At 63.8% G+C, this 14742-nt stretch carries 14 protein-coding genes; 2 read left to right on the forward strand and 12 right to left on the reverse strand.

Going from position 1 to position 14742, the window contains the following annotated elements; all coding sequences use genetic code 11:
• Position 1 precedes the first annotated feature (1 nt).
• The 11 genes from phoU to XH88_RS13850 all read right to left on the reverse strand — a co-directional run bounded on the left by phoU (position 2) and on the right by XH88_RS13850 (position 10993).
• The gene (phoU, locus tag XH88_RS13800; protein ID WP_271668834.1) at positions 2-718 is read right to left on the reverse strand and encodes a phosphate signaling complex protein PhoU; all 717 of its coding nucleotides are present in this window, start codon (positions 716-718) and stop codon (positions 2-4) included.
• An 11-nt stretch (positions 719-729) separates the two neighbouring features.
• Complete coding sequence (pstB, locus tag XH88_RS13805; protein WP_271668835.1) at positions 730-1551, reverse strand: phosphate ABC transporter ATP-binding protein PstB; 822 nt, start codon at positions 1549-1551, stop codon at positions 730-732.
• On the reverse strand, positions 1548-2393 hold the full coding sequence (pstA, locus tag XH88_RS13810; protein WP_271668836.1) for a phosphate ABC transporter permease PstA: 846 nt from the start codon (positions 2391-2393) through the stop codon (positions 1548-1550). Before pstA ends, pstB begins: the two co-directional genes overlap by 4 nt.
• A 4-nt stretch (positions 2394-2397) precedes the next feature.
• Positions 2398-3393, reverse strand: coding sequence for a phosphate ABC transporter permease subunit PstC (gene pstC / locus XH88_RS13815; protein ID WP_271668837.1), 996 nt, complete (start codon positions 3391-3393; stop codon positions 2398-2400).
• Between the two features lie 191 nt (positions 3394-3584).
• Entirely contained in the window at positions 3585-4595 is a 1011-nt protein-coding gene (gene pstS / locus XH88_RS13820) for a phosphate ABC transporter substrate-binding protein PstS (RefSeq protein WP_271668838.1), read from the reverse strand.
• A gap of 150 nt (positions 4596-4745) precedes the next feature.
• A complete protein-coding gene (locus tag XH88_RS13825; protein ID WP_271668839.1) occupies positions 4746-6038 on the reverse strand; it encodes an ATP-binding protein in 1293 nt (430 codons plus the stop codon).
• Positions 6039-6084: 46 nt separating this feature from the next.
• Positions 6085-7140 (reverse strand): UPF0104 family protein, encoded by a 1056-nt coding sequence (locus tag XH88_RS13830; protein WP_271668840.1) that lies wholly within the window; start codon positions 7138-7140, stop codon positions 6085-6087.
• 524 nt (positions 7141-7664) lie between these two features.
• A complete protein-coding gene (locus tag XH88_RS13835; RefSeq protein WP_271668841.1) occupies positions 7665-8591 on the reverse strand; it encodes a haloalkane dehalogenase in 927 nt (308 codons plus the stop codon).
• Complete coding sequence (locus XH88_RS13840; RefSeq protein ID WP_271668842.1) at positions 8588-9178, reverse strand: TetR/AcrR family transcriptional regulator; 591 nt, start codon at positions 9176-9178, stop codon at positions 8588-8590. The genes XH88_RS13835 and XH88_RS13840 overlap by 4 nt, the downstream gene beginning before the upstream one ends.
• 121 nt (positions 9179-9299) lie before the next feature.
• Complete coding sequence (locus XH88_RS13845) at positions 9300-9596, reverse strand: hypothetical protein (RefSeq protein ID WP_271668843.1); 297 nt, start codon at positions 9594-9596, stop codon at positions 9300-9302.
• Between the two features lie 2 nt (positions 9597-9598).
• Positions 9599-10993 carry an OmpA family protein gene (locus XH88_RS13850; protein ID WP_271668844.1) on the reverse strand — a complete coding sequence of 465 codons (1395 nt, stop codon included), beginning with the start codon at positions 10991-10993 and terminating at the stop codon, positions 9599-9601.
• A gap of 166 nt (positions 10994-11159) precedes the next feature.
• Here XH88_RS13850 and XH88_RS13855 point away from each other — a divergent pair, with 166 nt between their 5' ends.
• Both XH88_RS13855 and XH88_RS13860 read left to right on the forward strand, forming a co-directional pair.
• Positions 11160-12218 (forward strand): polysaccharide deacetylase family protein, encoded by a 1059-nt coding sequence (locus tag XH88_RS13855; protein WP_271668845.1) that lies wholly within the window; start codon positions 11160-11162, stop codon positions 12216-12218.
• 77 nt (positions 12219-12295) lie between these two features.
• Entirely contained in the window at positions 12296-13096 is an 801-nt protein-coding gene (locus XH88_RS13860; protein ID WP_271668846.1) for an SDR family oxidoreductase, read from the forward strand.
• Between the two features lie 177 nt (positions 13097-13273).
• Here the strand turns inward: XH88_RS13860 and boxB are convergent, their stop codons facing one another.
• On the reverse strand, positions 13274-14725 hold the full coding sequence (gene boxB / locus XH88_RS13865; RefSeq protein WP_271668847.1) for a benzoyl-CoA 2,3-epoxidase subunit BoxB: 1452 nt from the start codon (positions 14723-14725) through the stop codon (positions 13274-13276).
• Positions 14726-14742 lie beyond the last annotated feature (17 nt).

A 14742-nucleotide genomic window follows, 5' to 3' on the forward strand; every position in this document is an offset into this window, starting at 1 on the left:
CTTAAGTATTCGGGACAGTGGTGGCGAACGTCGTCATGTCGCCCTTCGGCCGCTTGTCGGTGATGGCCTGGCCTTCGATCATGTAGAACACGGTCTCGGCGATGTTGGTGGCGTGGTCGCCGATCCGCTCGATGTTCTTGGCGCAGAACATCAGATGGATGCAGAACGAGATGTTGCGCGGATCCTCCATCATGTAGGTGAGGAGCTCGCGGAACAGCGACGTGCAGATGGCGTCGACCTCCTCGTCGCCCTTCCACACCGCCATCGCCGCCGGCAGATCGTGCGCCGCATAGGCGTCCAGCACCGACTTGACCTGCTGCTGCACGAGGTCGGTCATGTGCTCCAGGCCGCGGAACAGCTTGAGCGGATGGAAATCCGTCTCCAGCGCCGCGACGCGCTTGCCCATGTTCTTGGCGAGGTCGCCGATGCGTTCGAGATCGGTCGCAACCCGCATGGCGCCGACAATCTCGCGCAGATCGATCGCCATCGGCTGACGGCGCGCGATGGTGAGGACGGCACGCTCCTCGATCTTCTTCTGCAGCGTGTCGAGTTCGGCGTCGATGGTGACGACGCGCTGACCGAGCGCGACATCGCGGCGGATCAGTGCGTCGACGGAATCGACGATCATGCGCTCGGCGATGCCGCCCATCTCGGCGACCAGGCGAGTGAGTTCCTGGAGGTCGGTGTCGAAGGCTTTTGCGGTATGTTCAGAACCCATGTCCTGTCTCCTCAGCCGAACCGGCCGGTGATGTAATCCTGCGTGCGCCGGTCGGATGGCGACGTGAAGATCTTGCTGGTGTCGTCGAACTCGATCAGCTCGCCGAGATACATGAAGGCGGTCTTGTCGGAGACACGCGCCGCCTGCTGCATGTTGTGGGTGACGATTGCGATCGTGTAGTTCTCCGACAGTTCCTGGATCAGCTCCTCGACCTTGGCGGTCGAGATCGGATCGAGCGCCGAGCAGGGCTCGTCGAACAAAATTACTTCGGGGCGCACCGCGACGGTGCGGGCAATGCAGAGGCGCTGCTGCTGGCCGCCTGACAGCGACAGGCCGGAGGCGTTGAGCTTGTCCTTGACCTCGTTCCACAGCGCGCCGCCGCGCAGCGCCTTCTCGACGCGGTCGTCCATCTCCGACTTGGAGATCTTCTCATAGAGACGGATGCCGAAGGCGATGTTCTCGTAGATCGTCATCGGAAACGGCGTCGGCTTCTGGAACACCATGCCGACACGGGCGCGCAGCAGGTTGAGGTCCAGCTTGGGGTCGAGAATGTTGGTCTGGTCGAGCATCAGCTGACCGGTGACGCGCTGGCCCGGATAGAGGTCGTACATCCGGTTGAAGATGCGCAGCAGGGTCGACTTGCCGCAGCCGGACGGACCGATGAAGGCCGTGACGCGGTTGGTGCCGAGCGTCAGGTTGATGTTCTTCAGCGCGTGGTGCTCGCCGTAATAGAAATTGAGATTGCGCACCGTCACCTTCGCCGGCGCCTCCGGCAGCGGCTGCTGCGCGGCAAGGTGAGCGTTGGAGCTCACGGATACGGACAGATCGGTCATTTTGCGGTCCTCTCGGCGCCCAGAATGCGCGCGCCAATGTTCAGGGCAAGCACGGTGAAGGTGATCAGCAGCGCGCCGCTCCAGGCGAGCTGCTTCCAGTATTCATAGGGACTCTGCACGAAGTTGTTGATGGTGACCGGCAGGTTCGCCATCGTCTTGGTGAGATCCAGGCTGAAGAACTGGTTCGACAGGGCGGTGAACAGCAGCGGCGCGGTTTCGCCGGCCACGCGCGCGGTGGCGAGCAGAACGCCCGTGATCAAGCCCGACCGCGCGGCGCGATAGGCGATCTTCTTGATCACCAGCGAGCGCGGCAGTCCGAGGGCACTCGCGGCTTCGCGCAGCGGATTGGGCACCAGGAGCAGCATGTCCTCGGTCGTGCGCAGCACCACCGGGATCACGATCACGGCGAGCGCCAGACAGCCGGCGATGCCCGAGAATCCGCGCATCGGCACCACCACCGCGCCATAGATGAACAGGCCGATGATGATCGACGGCGCGCTGAGCAGGATGTCGTTGATGAAACGGATCACCGATGTCAGGCGATCATGCCGGCCATATTCGGCGAGGTAGGTGCCGGCGAACAGGCCGAGCGGCGCGCCGATGCCGACACCAATCAAGGTCATGATGACCGAGCCGACGATGGCGTTGAGCAGGCCGCCTTCGGTCGAACCGGGAGGCGGCGTGCTTTGCGTGAAGACCTGGAGGCTGAGCGCGGTGAGGCCGTTGTAGAGCAGCGTCGCCAGGATCAGCGCAAGCCAGGTGACACCGAACAGGGCGGCGGCGAAGCACAGCCCACGAATGACCAGGTCCTTGCGGCGGCGGCGTGCGTAGATCGGATTCATGGCGCTACTTCCCCGCCTTCTTTTCCAGCCTCAGCAGCATCAGCCGCGCCGCGGCCAGCACAAAGAACGTCAACACGAACAGCAGCAAGCCGAGCAGGATCAAGGCAGACTGGTGCAGGCCGTCGCTTTCGGCGAACTCGCTCGCGATCGCCGCCGAAATGGTCGTCCCGGGCGCGAAGATCGAAGACGAGATGCGGAACGAATTACCGATGATGAAGGTCACCGCCATGGTCTCGCCGAGCGCGCGCCCCAGCGCCAGCATGATGCCGCCGATCACGCCGACCCGGGTGTATGGAATGACCACGCTGCGGACCACCTCCCAGGTGGTGCAGCCGACGCCGTAGGCGGCCTCCTTCAACACGGGCGGTACGGTCTTGAATACGTCGACAGAGATGGCGGTGATGAACGGCAGCACCATGATCGCCAGAATGAGCGCTGCGTTGAACAGGCTGAGATAGGACGGCGGCCCGGCGAAGATCGCGCCGAGAACCGGCACCGATCCGAACGTGTCGATCATGAAGGGTTGGAACGTGTAGGCCAGGAACGGCCCCAGCACGAAGAAACCCCACATGCCGTAGATGATGGAGGGAATGCCCGCGAGCAGCTCGATTGCAATGCCGATCGGCCGGCGCAGCCATTGCGGGCAGAGTTCGGTGAGGAAGATGGCGATGCCGAGGCCGACCGGGATCGCGATCACCATCGCGATGATGGACGTGACGAGCGTGCCATACATCGGCGACAGCGCACCCAGAACGGGCGGGTCTGCCGATGGCGCCCAGCGTTGGGTCCACAAGAACTGAATGCCGAAGGCTTTCGCGGCCGGCCAGGCACCGATGATCAACGAAACGATGATGCCGCCGAGGATCAGCAGCACCGAAATCGCGCTGAGACGGGTAATCCAATAGAAGGTGACATCACCCAATTTGAAGGCGCTGAGCGCCTTGGCGCGGTCATAGGGTCCGGCCGCGTCCATCACCGGTGCGTCGCTTTGTACGGCCATGTCTGCCACGCCAGCCCCCTTTATACCTACGTCATCTGCATGCCGCCGGCGAAGGCGGCCTCGTCGGACGATTTGACCCTCGTCGTTGCCGGGCTGGTCCGGAGGACCAGAACCCGGGATCAGAAGATTCCGGGCTCGCTCCCTGTACTCGCGCCCGGCAATGACGGGGCGCGAGCATGGCGTCGCCGCGATCAGCTCTTGATGTCCGCAGCCCAGCTCTTCTCGACCTGCTTGACGACCGAGTCGGGCATCGGGATGTAGTCGAGCTCCTCGGCCATCTTGGCGCCCTTCTCGAACGAGAACTTGAAGAACTTGAGGGCGTCCTGGACCGCCGCCTTGTCGGTCGCGTCCTTGTGGATCAGGATGAAGGTCGAGGCGACGATCGGCCAGGACTTGTCGCCCGGCTGGTCGGTCAGAATCAGGTAGTAGCCGGGTGCGTGCGCCCAATCGGCGTTTGCAGCTGCCGCCTGGAACGCTTCATTGGTCGGTTGCACCGGCTTGCCGGCCTTGTTCACGAGGCCCGTGTAGGTCAGCTTGTTCTGCTTGGCATAGGCGTACTCGACATAGCCGATCGAGTTCTTGGTCTGGCCGACATTGGCGGACACGCCTTCGTTGCCCTTGGCGCCGACGCCAGCCGGCCATTCGACGACCGTGCCGGAGCCGATCTTCGACTTCCAGTCCGCGCTGACCTTGGCGAGGTAGTCGGTGAAGTTGAAGGTCGTACCCGACGCGTCCGAGCGGTGCACGATCGAAATCGCGGCCGAGGGCAGCGTCACCTTCGGATTGAGTTTCTTGATCGCCGGATCGTCCCACTTGGTGATCTTGGCCTGGAAGATATCCGCGAGCGTCTGGCCGTCCAGCACGATATCGCCCGCCTTGACGCCGTCGACGTTCACCACCGGAACGATGCCGCCCATGATCTGCGGCCACTGGGCAAGTCCGTCCTTGTCGAGCTGTTCAGCCTTGAGCGGCGCGTCGGTCGCACCGAAGGTCACGGTCTTCGCCTGCACCTGCTTGATGCCGGCGCCCGAGCCGATCGACTGGTAGTTCACGACACCATTCGTCTCCTTCTTGTAGGCATCGGCCCACTTGGAGAGAACCGGGAAGATGAAGCTGGAACCCGCCCCCGTAATATCAGCGGCATGAGCCGACGTCGATGCGGCGACCAAGCCGGCAGCGACGATAGTCTTGATGAAATTCATGCTGGTCTCCATACAGGGGAACGAAGCGCCTTCCGCGCCCGATCGCGCTCCCCGCGCCGCCCCTTTAGGAGCGGTCGGCTGAGCTTTTACGAAGGTTTCGTGACAGTCGGATGACAGGACTAAGCAGCTGAAATTGCTTAATCTTTTTGCCTAAACTAAAGTCTTAGCCGGGGGAAAACAGGCGGTGAAGGTGGCGCCCTGTTTGGGCACGCTTTCGATCAAAAGACGGCCGCGGTGGCGGTTAAGAATATGTTTCACCAACGATAATCCGAGCCCGGTTCCGCCCTGCGAGCGGCTGTCACCGACATCCACCCGGTAGAAGCGCTCTGTCAGGCGCGGCAGGTGCTCTGGGGCGATGCCGGGGCCGAAATCGCGCACCGTGACGCGGATTTCCTGAGCTCCATCTGTCATCGGCGCCGTGGTGAGCGACACGATGACGCGTCCCCCGGAGGCGCCGTATTTGAGCGCGTTCTCGATCAGGTTCTCGAACAGCCGCAGCAATTCCTCGCGATCGCCAGCGATCATCACGGAGTCTTCCGGCAGATGGGTCTCGACCTCGACCTGGCGCTCGCGCGCCAGCGGCTCAAGCCCGTCTGCGACCTGACGGATGATCGGCAGCAGGTCGACGAGGGTATCCGGCCGCACATGGGCCGACAGCTCCACCCGCGACAGCGACAAGAGATCGTCGATCAGGCGCGCCATGCGCGTGGCCTGATTGTGCATGATGCCGAGGAAGCGCTCACGCGCCTTGGGATCGTCCTTGGCCTGGCCCTGCAGCGTATCGATGAAGCCGGAGAGCGCGGCCAGCGGCGTGCGCAGCTCGTGGCTGGCATTGGCGACGAAGTCGGCGCGCATCTCCTCGACCCGGCGCAGCGGCGTCTGGTCATGGAAGGTCATCAGCATGCATTTGTCGGCGCCGCCGAAATTGGTCGGCACCGGCACTGGGGTGATGATCAGCTCCATCCAGCGATCCACCGGCACGTGGTCGAGATAGGTCGCGCGCCGCGGCTCGGTTGTCGCAATCGACTCGCGCAGCGCCGTGATGATCTCGGGCGAGCGAAGCGCGAACTGGGCGAGCTCGTTCTTGCGCAGCGCCGGTGCAAGCTGGGCCGCGGCGGCGTTGAGATGGATGACGCGGCCGGCGCGGTCGAGCAGCACGGCCGGATCCGGCATGCCGGCGACCAGAGCGGCCACCGCCGCGGTCTCAACCGGATTGACGCGCCTGACGTCTTCGCGCGAGGCGGCGGTATCGTGCAGCCGCCAGGGGATCAGCGCCGCAGCGGCGATGGAGAGAAAGATGATCGCGGCGTGCAGCGCCGACAATTCGCCGAGCGACACCACGATCGACAGCGCCAGCGCCGCAGCGATCAGGATGATCGTCGAGTGCCGCAGCCGGTCGGACCAGGGCTGGGCGGGGGGAGAAGATGGGGCGTCGATCGCCATCGGGGCGGACTTCTCCTAGGGGACTTTACCAAAGAATTTGGGCCGGTCAGGCGCCGCCGTCGCTGCGCTTTCTGACATAAGCGGCTTCAGGCGGTGGGCCGGGGTCGAGCTTGAGCGCCGCCTGCTGCAGGCGCTTCGATCGAGCGCCGATGATAACCTCGCGAAACGTCAGCAAGATTACAGAGATGACAAAAGGCGACAGATAATAGAGGACCCGGAACAGCAGCATGCCGCCGAGCAATTCCTCGCGGTCCATCTGCCAGAGGCCGACCAGCATGGCGGCATCGAACACCCCGAGCCCGCCGGGCGAATGGCTGGCAAAGCCAAGCAGTGTCGCCGAGACGAAGATGACAGCGACGACGACGAAGCCGAGATTGGGCTCGTCGGGCACCAGCACATACATGGCAAGCGCGCAGAAGCCGAGGTCGATGATGCCGATCGCAATCTGGAGCAGCGTCAGCGGGCCGCCCGGCAGCACCACGGTCCAGGGACCGCGTCCAACCACCCGCGGCTGGGTCCAGACCCAGACCACGTATCCGACCAGCCCGACGATGATCATCATCGCGATGGTCCGATTGAGCCAGGGCGGCAGCAGATCGATCGAGGCAGCCGCCTCCGGATGGTAGGAGATGCCAAGGCCGAGCACGGCGGCATTGCCGAGCCAGAAGGTGAGGCCGGCGAGAAAGCAGATCTTTGCGACATCGATCGCGTTGAGGCCGTAGGCCGAATAGATGCGGTAGCGCACAGCACCGCCAGTGAAGACGGATGCGCCGACATTGTGACCGATCGAATAGCTGGTGAAAGCTGCGAGCGCGTTGACGCGATAGGGCACTTCGGAATGACCGATCGCGCGCACTGCGAACAGATCGTAGAAGGTCAGGGTGAAATAGCCCGCAGCGACGAACAGGCCTGCCATCGCAATCTGGCTCGGTTCGGTGCTCTTGATCGCTTCGATCACCTCGTTGAAGTCGATGCCGCGCAGCATGTGATAGAGCACATAGCAAGCGATGCCAATGACCGCGACGCTGATCACAACTCCAAGCTTATGCAGGATTTGCTTCTGGCGCAGAAACGTCATCGCCCTGCGTATGGCTTCCAGCATCTAGACCTCAAACAACGCTTCAGCGGCCAGGGGGGCCAGCGAACGGGCGGATGACGCACGGGCACTCGACGACCCCTCGTCGCCGGCTCCGGCATCGCGCATGCCCCCCGTTCCTCCACTAGCGCGTTTTGCGGCGGAGTGGAATTCGCCAATGTGAACAAAATCACGTGCCTTCAATGTTTTAGGCAGGATGCGGGCTCCTGATGCACGGTTTGGCGCTTTCGGCGGCAAGGCTCGACGCGAATCTCCGTGGCAATCCTGCGCAGCCGCCGTGAAGTTTTGATGATTTCGGCCCGACAATGTTCCGTCGCGCCTTAAGTCGAAATCAATCTATGAGCAGGATCGGTCTGTTGGAAGAGGGCGCCACCGCGCTGCGGAGCAATCAATCGCGCGACAACGCACGCGCGCCTTGCCTTTGCTCCGGATCATCTGGGTGCACCGCGGCATAACATAGCAAGACGCAGGCACGCGGCCGCCCCACCGGGCGGCCGCGTGCAACATGGTGCTCGGAGGTAGCAGCCTCCTCAAGCTGCAAGCTGAGGGCGCATCGCTTCGATGCCGGCGATCCAGCCCGCGACGGAACGGCCGATGGCCTCGGGGTGATCCTCCTGAAGGAAGTGCAGGCCGGGGCCGAGATGCACGTGGGCGCAATGCTTCAGCGAGGCTGCGAACTGCTCGGCGTAGACGGGCGAGACGAGAGCGCCGGGCGCACCTGAAAACAGCAGCTTGGGATAAGACGATGCACCCAGCGCCGCATGCGCCGCTTGGAGGGCCCCGTAGACATCGGCGGGCTCGCCTGCGATCGGCAATTCGCGCGGAAGTGCGAGAACGGGGCGGCGGCTTTCCGCCGTCGGGAACGGCGCGCGATAGGGCGCCATCTCCTCTTCGCTCAGTTTGCGCACGATACCGCCGGGCAGTATGCGCTCGACGAAGGCATTGGCCTCGAGGATCATCGCTTCGCCCTCGCCCGGGGCCCTGAATTTGCGGAAGGCCGCTCGCGCCGCCTCTGCGTGGTCCTGCTCCTCGGCGACCTCGGTGTGATGGAAATCCTGCCAGGTCGGCATCGGGCGGATGAACTCCATGAAGGCGAGGCCGCGCACGAGATCCGGCCGGCGCGCAGCGAGATGAAGAGCGAGCGCCGTGCCCCAATCCTGCGCGACGAGATAGGCGGACGTGATACCGCGCTGTTCGATGAAAGCATCGAGATAGCGGACGAGGTCGAAGAAGCGATAGGCGATGTCGGGCTTGTCGGATTGACCGAAGCCGATGTTGTCGGGTGCGATGCAATGCGCGACCGGCGCCACCAGCGGCAAGATGTTGCGCCAGATGTGCGACGAGGTCGGACTGCCGTGCAGGAAGAGCGCAACGGGCGCATCCTCCGCGCCGGTTTCGCGATAGGCCATGCTGCTTCCGAGGACGGACGCTTTGCGGATCTCGATCTGCTTGGTCATGTCAGCTCCTTGAACACGGTTTGGAATGCGATGGTCTTGAAACGCTCGAGCGCCTTGGGACTGCGATCGACCTTCATGCGCAGGATCGCGCCCTGCCAGGACGCAAGCAGGAAGTCGGCAAGCTCCTCAGGCGCGAAATCGGAGGCGATCTCGCCGCAGGTCTGGGCATCCCGGATGCAGGCGGCGAACGGCATGCGCCATTCGGCAAAGATCTGCGCCAGACGCGCACGCAGCATCTCGCTGCTTCCGGTCGCTTCCAGGCTGAGATCGCCGATCAGGCAGCCACGGCCGTAGCCATCGGCCTCGAGCCGGCCGGTGATGATGTCGAGATAGCGCCTGAGCCGCGCGCGCGGCGTCAGCGAGGTGTCCTCGAGCGCCTCCGCGACCAGGCCTCTGGTGACATCGAAATAGCGGTCAAGCACCTCGGAGGCGAACGCCTCCTTGGAGCGGAAATGATTGGTGAAGGACCCCTGCGGCGCGCCCGCCGCGGCGGTGACGTCGCGCACGCTGGTGCCGTGATAGCCGGTCCGGAACATGACCCTCAGGCCGGCGTCGAGAATGGCGTCTTTGAGCGATGGCTTTGGCATGGCGTCATAATACGTACGTACGTATTAATGTCAAGCGATGACTTTTTGACTTGTCGATCTCGTTTCCGATCAGTGCGTTATCGAACTTTGGGCGACAGATCGCCTGACCGTTGATGCAGGGTCAGGCCGCAGGCTGGCTGCGCGAGACCACCCAATAGCGCAGCCATGCGCCGATGGTGCAGCCGACAAGGTAGCAGGCGAGCATGACCAGCCCGAGATCGAGCCAGTAACCGAAGCGGCCGGGAACGACATGCGCGAACGACGCCGCGACCAGGCCCGCGACCAGCGCCGCGAGCCAGCGCGCCGTGACTTTCGAGGTGCCGTTGCCGCGCTGGACCACCGAGATCCAGCCCATGCAGAAGCCCAGCAGAACCGAGCCGATGAGCCAGCCCATATGGAACGAGACGAGATAGGGCATCGTCACCTCACCAGAAACTCGATGCGGCGGTTTTGCGCCTTGCCATCGTCGGTATCGTTACCGGCGACGGGCTGCGTGCTGCCGTAACCGACCGCGGTGAAGCGATCCGCCGGCAGGCCGGCCTTGACCAAATAGGCGATCACCGCCTGCGCGCGCTTCTCGGAAAGCGCCTGGTTGAAGGAGTCCTCGCCATCGGCATCGGTATGGCCCGCGACCTCGATATTGGTGGTCGGGCAACGCAGTGCCGTCTCGATCAGATGATCGAGAATGCCGGCGGAGTCAGGATCGATGTCGGCGCGCTTGGGCTCGAAGCGGATCTTGCCCTTCGCCAAGAGCTCGGAAAACAATTGCTGGCAGACGGTGCCGTCGACCGGCCCTGCCGCGGGCTTGACGGTGATTTCGGGCTTGTACTGCCAGGTCTTCGGAAAGTCTTTGCCGAGGCCCGCGCGGATGTCGTTGGCCGCGCCTTCGTACAGCGCATCACCCGACAGCTTGACCTCGCGATCGGATACCACGAGCGTGCCGGTCGACAGCCGAGACAGCGCGCCGAGCGCTGCGACCACGGCGGTGCTGAACGAACTGGGCGCGCCGAGGCTGGCCTTGAGATTGTCGACCACCTTCTCGGTGAAGAACTTTCGCGACGCGCTGGTTGCGATCGCGGTGTGCACGGCGTTGTCGGGCACGTAACCGGTCAGGGTCAATGTGGCCGCCACCGGGTCCTTGTAGGCTTGGAAGATGTAAGGCGGCGCCTTGATCTCGTTGGCGGCGATCGAGAAACCTTCGGGCAGATTCTTCAGCGCCGCGGCGATCGCTTCGCGGCCGCCGAGGTCGCGGGCCATGCCTGACAGATTGACCTTGGTGTCCGAGATCGTGATCTTGCCGTCCTTCAGCTTGCCGATCTGGTCGAGCAGCAGCATGGCAGCCGCCTCGAAGCGCGGAGGTGCACCGCGGGCCAGACCCATCTGATCGGCGACCTCGGTCCCATTGACCTCCTTACGCGCAGCTTCCGTCAGCCGGGCCTTCATCGCCGGCAACGGGGCGGAGCCCGACAGCGTCACCCGCACCACGTCGCGCTCGGCGTTCCAGACGAAGGGTTTTGCTTCAGGAACCAGGCGAGTCTGATCGTCGACCAGCCGCACACCCGGCACCATCTCGACCGTGGTCACCGCGTCGCGGCGCCCCTCCTCCGAAAAAGCATCTGCGGCCAGGCTGACGTCGCGGCCGTCGACCGCGATCCGGGTCTTGTCCAGGACGGTGTCCTTGAGCGCAGCCGAGCTGCGGGCCGACAGATCGGCCTCCACAGGCAAGGTGTTATTCCAGGCCGCAAATCCCCACATGACGGCCAGGGGAATCAGCCCCGGCCACCATTTGCTGGCCCACCTGAAAAGCATCTGCATTCGACGACCCGAACTCTGGAACCGGAGACAAAACAAACCCTTGGCAGGCTGTCAAACCGGAAATGGGGCCGTTTCGGGGACTGCGCGTGGACAATTGGAATAACTTTTTCTTCAAGGGTCGGTCCTTAAATGGAGGGCGGAATGCCCAGGGGTCGACCGGCCGGTCATGAAACAACTCCGTAACAACGTCATTCGCGCCGGGCTGGGTGCACTCTACCTCAGCGGGGCGCATCATCTGCTGCGTCCGCTGCTATCGGGCGTCGGCGCGATTTTCATGCTTCACCACGTGCGGCCGGCCCGAGAGGGCGCATTCCAACCGAACCGGCATCTCGAGGTCACCCCCGAATTCCTGCGCGCAACCCTGTGCCATTTGCGTTCGCGCGAGATCGACATCGTCAGCATGGACGAGCTGCACGAGCGGCTGGTTCAGGGCCGGTTCGATCGCCGCTTCGCGGCCTTCACCCTGGATGACGGGTATCGCGACAACCGGGACCATGCTTTGCCGGTGCTGAGCGAATTCGACGCGCCGGCGACCATCTATGTCGCCAGCGACTTCGCCGAGGGCATTGGACGATTGTGGTGGGTCGCCCTGGAAGCCGTCGTCGCCAAGGCCGAGCAGATCGACGTCAAAATCGGTTATTCCGCGCTTCGGCTCGATGCAACGACGCCGGCGGCAAAACAGGCGGCGTTCGATCGCCTGCACGATTGGCTGCGCGCGCTGCCGGGCGAGCACGATCTGAAGCGCGAGATCGAGGCGCTCTGCGCCGCGCATGGCGTCGACATGGAAGCGCTGTGCCGCAGCCTTTGCCTATCCTGGGACGAGGTGAAGCGGCTCGCGGCCGATCCGCTGGTCACGATTGGCGCCCATACGATCAGTCATGGCAATCTTGCCAGGCAGAGCGAGGAGATCGCCGCGCAGGAGATGGCGGGGAGTCGACTGCGCATCGAGCAGGCGCTGCAGCGCGAGGTGCTGCATCTCGCCTACCCCTATGGCGACCGCGACGCCGCGGGAGCGCGCGAATTCGCGCTGGCCGCGTCCGCCGGCTTCAAGACCGCGGTGACGACGCGGCCGGGCATGCTGTTCGCGGAGAACGCCGGCCACATGACGGCGCTGCCGCGCGTTTCGCTCAACGGAAATTACCAGGACGCACGCATTCTGCCGGTGCTGACCTCTGGCGCCGCGACCGCGATGTGGAACGGCTTCCGCCGGATCGCGGCGGCTTGACTGTCGTCCCGGTGAAGGTCGCGAGTTGACTCCCCTCCCTGTGGCGCTCAAAACGTCGCCAACCCAAGGGAGGCACCATGTTCAACGATCTGTTTTCGCTCAAAGGCCGTATCGCGCTCGTGACCGGCGGCTCGCGCGGCATCGGCAAGATGATCGCGGCCGGCTTCCTCGGTGCCGGCGCGGCGAAGGTCTACATCACCGCGCGCAAGGCCGGCCCGTGCGAAGCCACCGCGAAAGAGCTCTCGGCGCGATATGACGGCGAATGCATCGCGCTGCCGATCGACATCTCGACCGTCGAAGGCTGCGACAAGCTGGCTTCCGAGATCATCAAGCTGGAGCCGAAGCTCGACATCCTCGTCAACAATGCCGGCGCAGCCTGGGGCGCGGATTTCGACGAATTCCCCGAAAGCGGCTGGGACAAGGTGATGGACCTCAACGTCAAATCGCTGTTCTTCCTGACCAAGGCGCTGGCAAAACCGCTGCGCGCGGCCGCCTCGCACGAGCGGCCGGCCAAGGTCATCAACATCGCATCCGTCGACGGCATCTTCGTCAATCCGGGCGAGACCTATTCCTATGCCGCCAGCAAAGCCGCCGTAATCCATTTGACGCGGCGCATGGCGACGAAGCTGATCAAGGACAACATCAACGTGACTGCGATCGCGCCCGGCGCGTTCAAATCCGACATGAACCGCGCCGCGCGTGACCATTCGGATGAGGTCGCAAAACGCATTCCGTCGCGGCGCATCGGCACCGACGAGGACATGGCGGGCGTCGCAATCTATCTGGCCTCGCGCGCGGGGGATTACGTCGTCGGCAACACCATCGCGGTCGACGGCGGAGTGGTGTACGCGAACGCTGGGCTGGAGATTGCGGGGTAGGCGGAGGGTTTAGGGCCTCGCCCTCACCACACACGCGCTGTCATGCCCCGGCTCGACCGGGGCATCCAGTACGCCGAGGCTTCTCGATTAACAACGTCCGCCTCTGGAATACTGGATCACCCGCTTTCGCGGGTGATGACAGCTTTCAGTGCGGCAAGAGCACCTGGCCCTGACGTCTTACGACTCGATCTTCACGTACTCGAAATCGCCGGGCTTGTTGTCGATGCCGACCTTCGGCGGCGAGATCCACGAGGCGAACTGGCCGATTTCGGTGACGGGCTGCATCAGGGAGGTGATGAAGTCGCCATCGCTCTTCGAGGGCAGCCACTCGTCCTTGCGCCTGGCCCAGGTGGCGTCGTCGATCAGGATGCCCTCGGGCGTGGCGTGCACGTCCTTGAACTCGCCGATATGACGGTGGAAGGCGACGTTGGGCAGCGTCAGCTTGAAATCGTATCCGGCGGTCGAGATCACCTTGTTCCAGCGCAGCAGGCCCTTGACGCAATCCTGGCTGTAGTCGTCGCGCAAGCGCATGTTGAGCGCGGTCAGCGCCGGCTCGTCGACCAGCTTGATCTCGCCGTTGATCAACTTGAGCACCGGATAGGTGGAAGTCTTGAGCTGGTGATCGTCCTCGATCTGGGTCTCGTGGTAGCGGCCCTTGATACCGGCGTTGAAGGCGTTTGCCGCGTTGGTCGAGACCTCCGAGCCGAACAGGTCGAGCGACAGCGTGTAGTGCAGGTTCAGCTTCTTCTGGATGGTCGGAAGATCGATGACGCCGAGCGCGCGCACCTTGGCGATGTCGGCGGGATCGGTGATGCCGGCCGCCTTCATCGCATCGCAGGTACGCTGCACGACGCGGGTGATGCCGGTCTCGCCGACGAACATGTGATGCGCTTCCTCCGTCAGCATGAAGCGGCAGGTGCGCGACAAGGGATCGAAGCCCGACTGCGCCAGCGAGTGGAGCTGCATCTTGCCGTCGCGGTCGGTGAAGTAGGTGAACATGAAGAAGGACAGCCAGTCCGGCGTCGCCTCGTTGAAAGCGCCGAGCATGCGCGGCGCATCGGCATCGCCCGAGCGCCGGCGCAACAACTCGTCGGCTTCCTCGCGCCCGTCGCGGCCGAAATATTTCTGCAGCAGATAGACCATTGCCCAGAGGTGACGGCCTTCCTCCACGTTGACCTGGAACAGGTTGCGCATATCGTAGAGCGAGGGCGCGGTCTTGCCGAGATGGCGCTGCTGCTCGACCGAGGCCGGCTCGGTGTCGCCCTGGATCACGATCAGACGGCGCAGCATGGCGCGATGCTCGCCGGGGACTTCCTGCCACGCCGGCTCGCCATAATGCTCGCCGAACGGCACGACGCGATTTTCTTCCTGCGGCGCGAGCAAAATGCCCCAGCGATATTCGGGCATGCGGACATAATCGAATTTGGCCCAGCCGCGCGGATCGACGGAATAAGCGGTGCGCAAGTACACCAGCGATTCCTGGAAACCTTCCGGCCCCATGTCGCTCCACCAGTCCATATAACCGGGATGCCAGCCCTCCAGGGCTTTGAGCACCTGGCGGTCTTCCGCGAGATTCACGTTGTTCGGAATCTTGGTCGAGTAGTCGACGTTCATGATGTTCATGTTCATGGCCGTGCTCTCCTTGA

The sequence above is a fragment of the Bradyrhizobium sp. CCBAU 51627 genome, from assembly GCF_028128765.1.
Classification (GTDB): Bacteria; Pseudomonadota; Alphaproteobacteria; order Rhizobiales; family Xanthobacteraceae; genus Bradyrhizobium.

Coding starts and splice junctions, on each gene's coding strand:
- phoU (WP_271668834.1), bottom strand. CDS start 718: ATGGGTTCTGAACATACCGCAAAAGCCTTCGACACCGACCTCCAGGAA.
- pstS (WP_271668838.1), bottom strand. CDS start 4,595: ATGAATTTCATCAAGACTATCGTCGCTGCCGGCTTGGTCGCCGCATCG.
- pstB (WP_271668835.1), bottom strand. CDS start 1,551: ATGACCGATCTGTCCGTATCCGTGAGCTCCAACGCTCACCTTGCCGCG.
- XH88_RS13855 (WP_271668845.1), top strand. CDS start 11,160: ATGAAACAACTCCGTAACAACGTCATTCGCGCCGGGCTGGGTGCACTC.
- XH88_RS13835 (WP_271668841.1), bottom strand. CDS start 8,591: ATGACCAAGCAGATCGAGATCCGCAAAGCGTCCGTCCTCGGAAGCAGC.
- XH88_RS13860 (WP_271668846.1), top strand. CDS start 12,296: ATGTTCAACGATCTGTTTTCGCTCAAAGGCCGTATCGCGCTCGTGACC.
- pstA (WP_271668836.1), bottom strand. CDS start 2,393: ATGAATCCGATCTACGCACGCCGCCGCCGCAAGGACCTGGTCATTCGT.
- XH88_RS13840 (WP_271668842.1), bottom strand. CDS start 9,178: ATGCCAAAGCCATCGCTCAAAGACGCCATTCTCGACGCCGGCCTGAGG.
- XH88_RS13830 (WP_271668840.1), bottom strand. CDS start 7,140: ATGCTGGAAGCCATACGCAGGGCGATGACGTTTCTGCGCCAGAAGCAA.
- pstC (WP_271668837.1), bottom strand. CDS start 3,393: ATGGCCGTACAAAGCGACGCACCGGTGATGGACGCGGCCGGACCCTAT.
- XH88_RS13850 (WP_271668844.1), bottom strand. CDS start 10,993: ATGCAGATGCTTTTCAGGTGGGCCAGCAAATGGTGGCCGGGGCTGATT.
- XH88_RS13825 (WP_271668839.1), bottom strand. CDS start 6,038: ATGGCGATCGACGCCCCATCTTCTCCCCCCGCCCAGCCCTGGTCCGAC.
- boxB (WP_271668847.1), bottom strand. CDS start 14,725: ATGAACATGAACATCATGAACGTCGACTACTCGACCAAGATTCCGAAC.
- XH88_RS13845 (WP_271668843.1), bottom strand. CDS start 9,596: ATGCCCTATCTCGTCTCGTTCCATATGGGCTGGCTCATCGGCTCGGTT.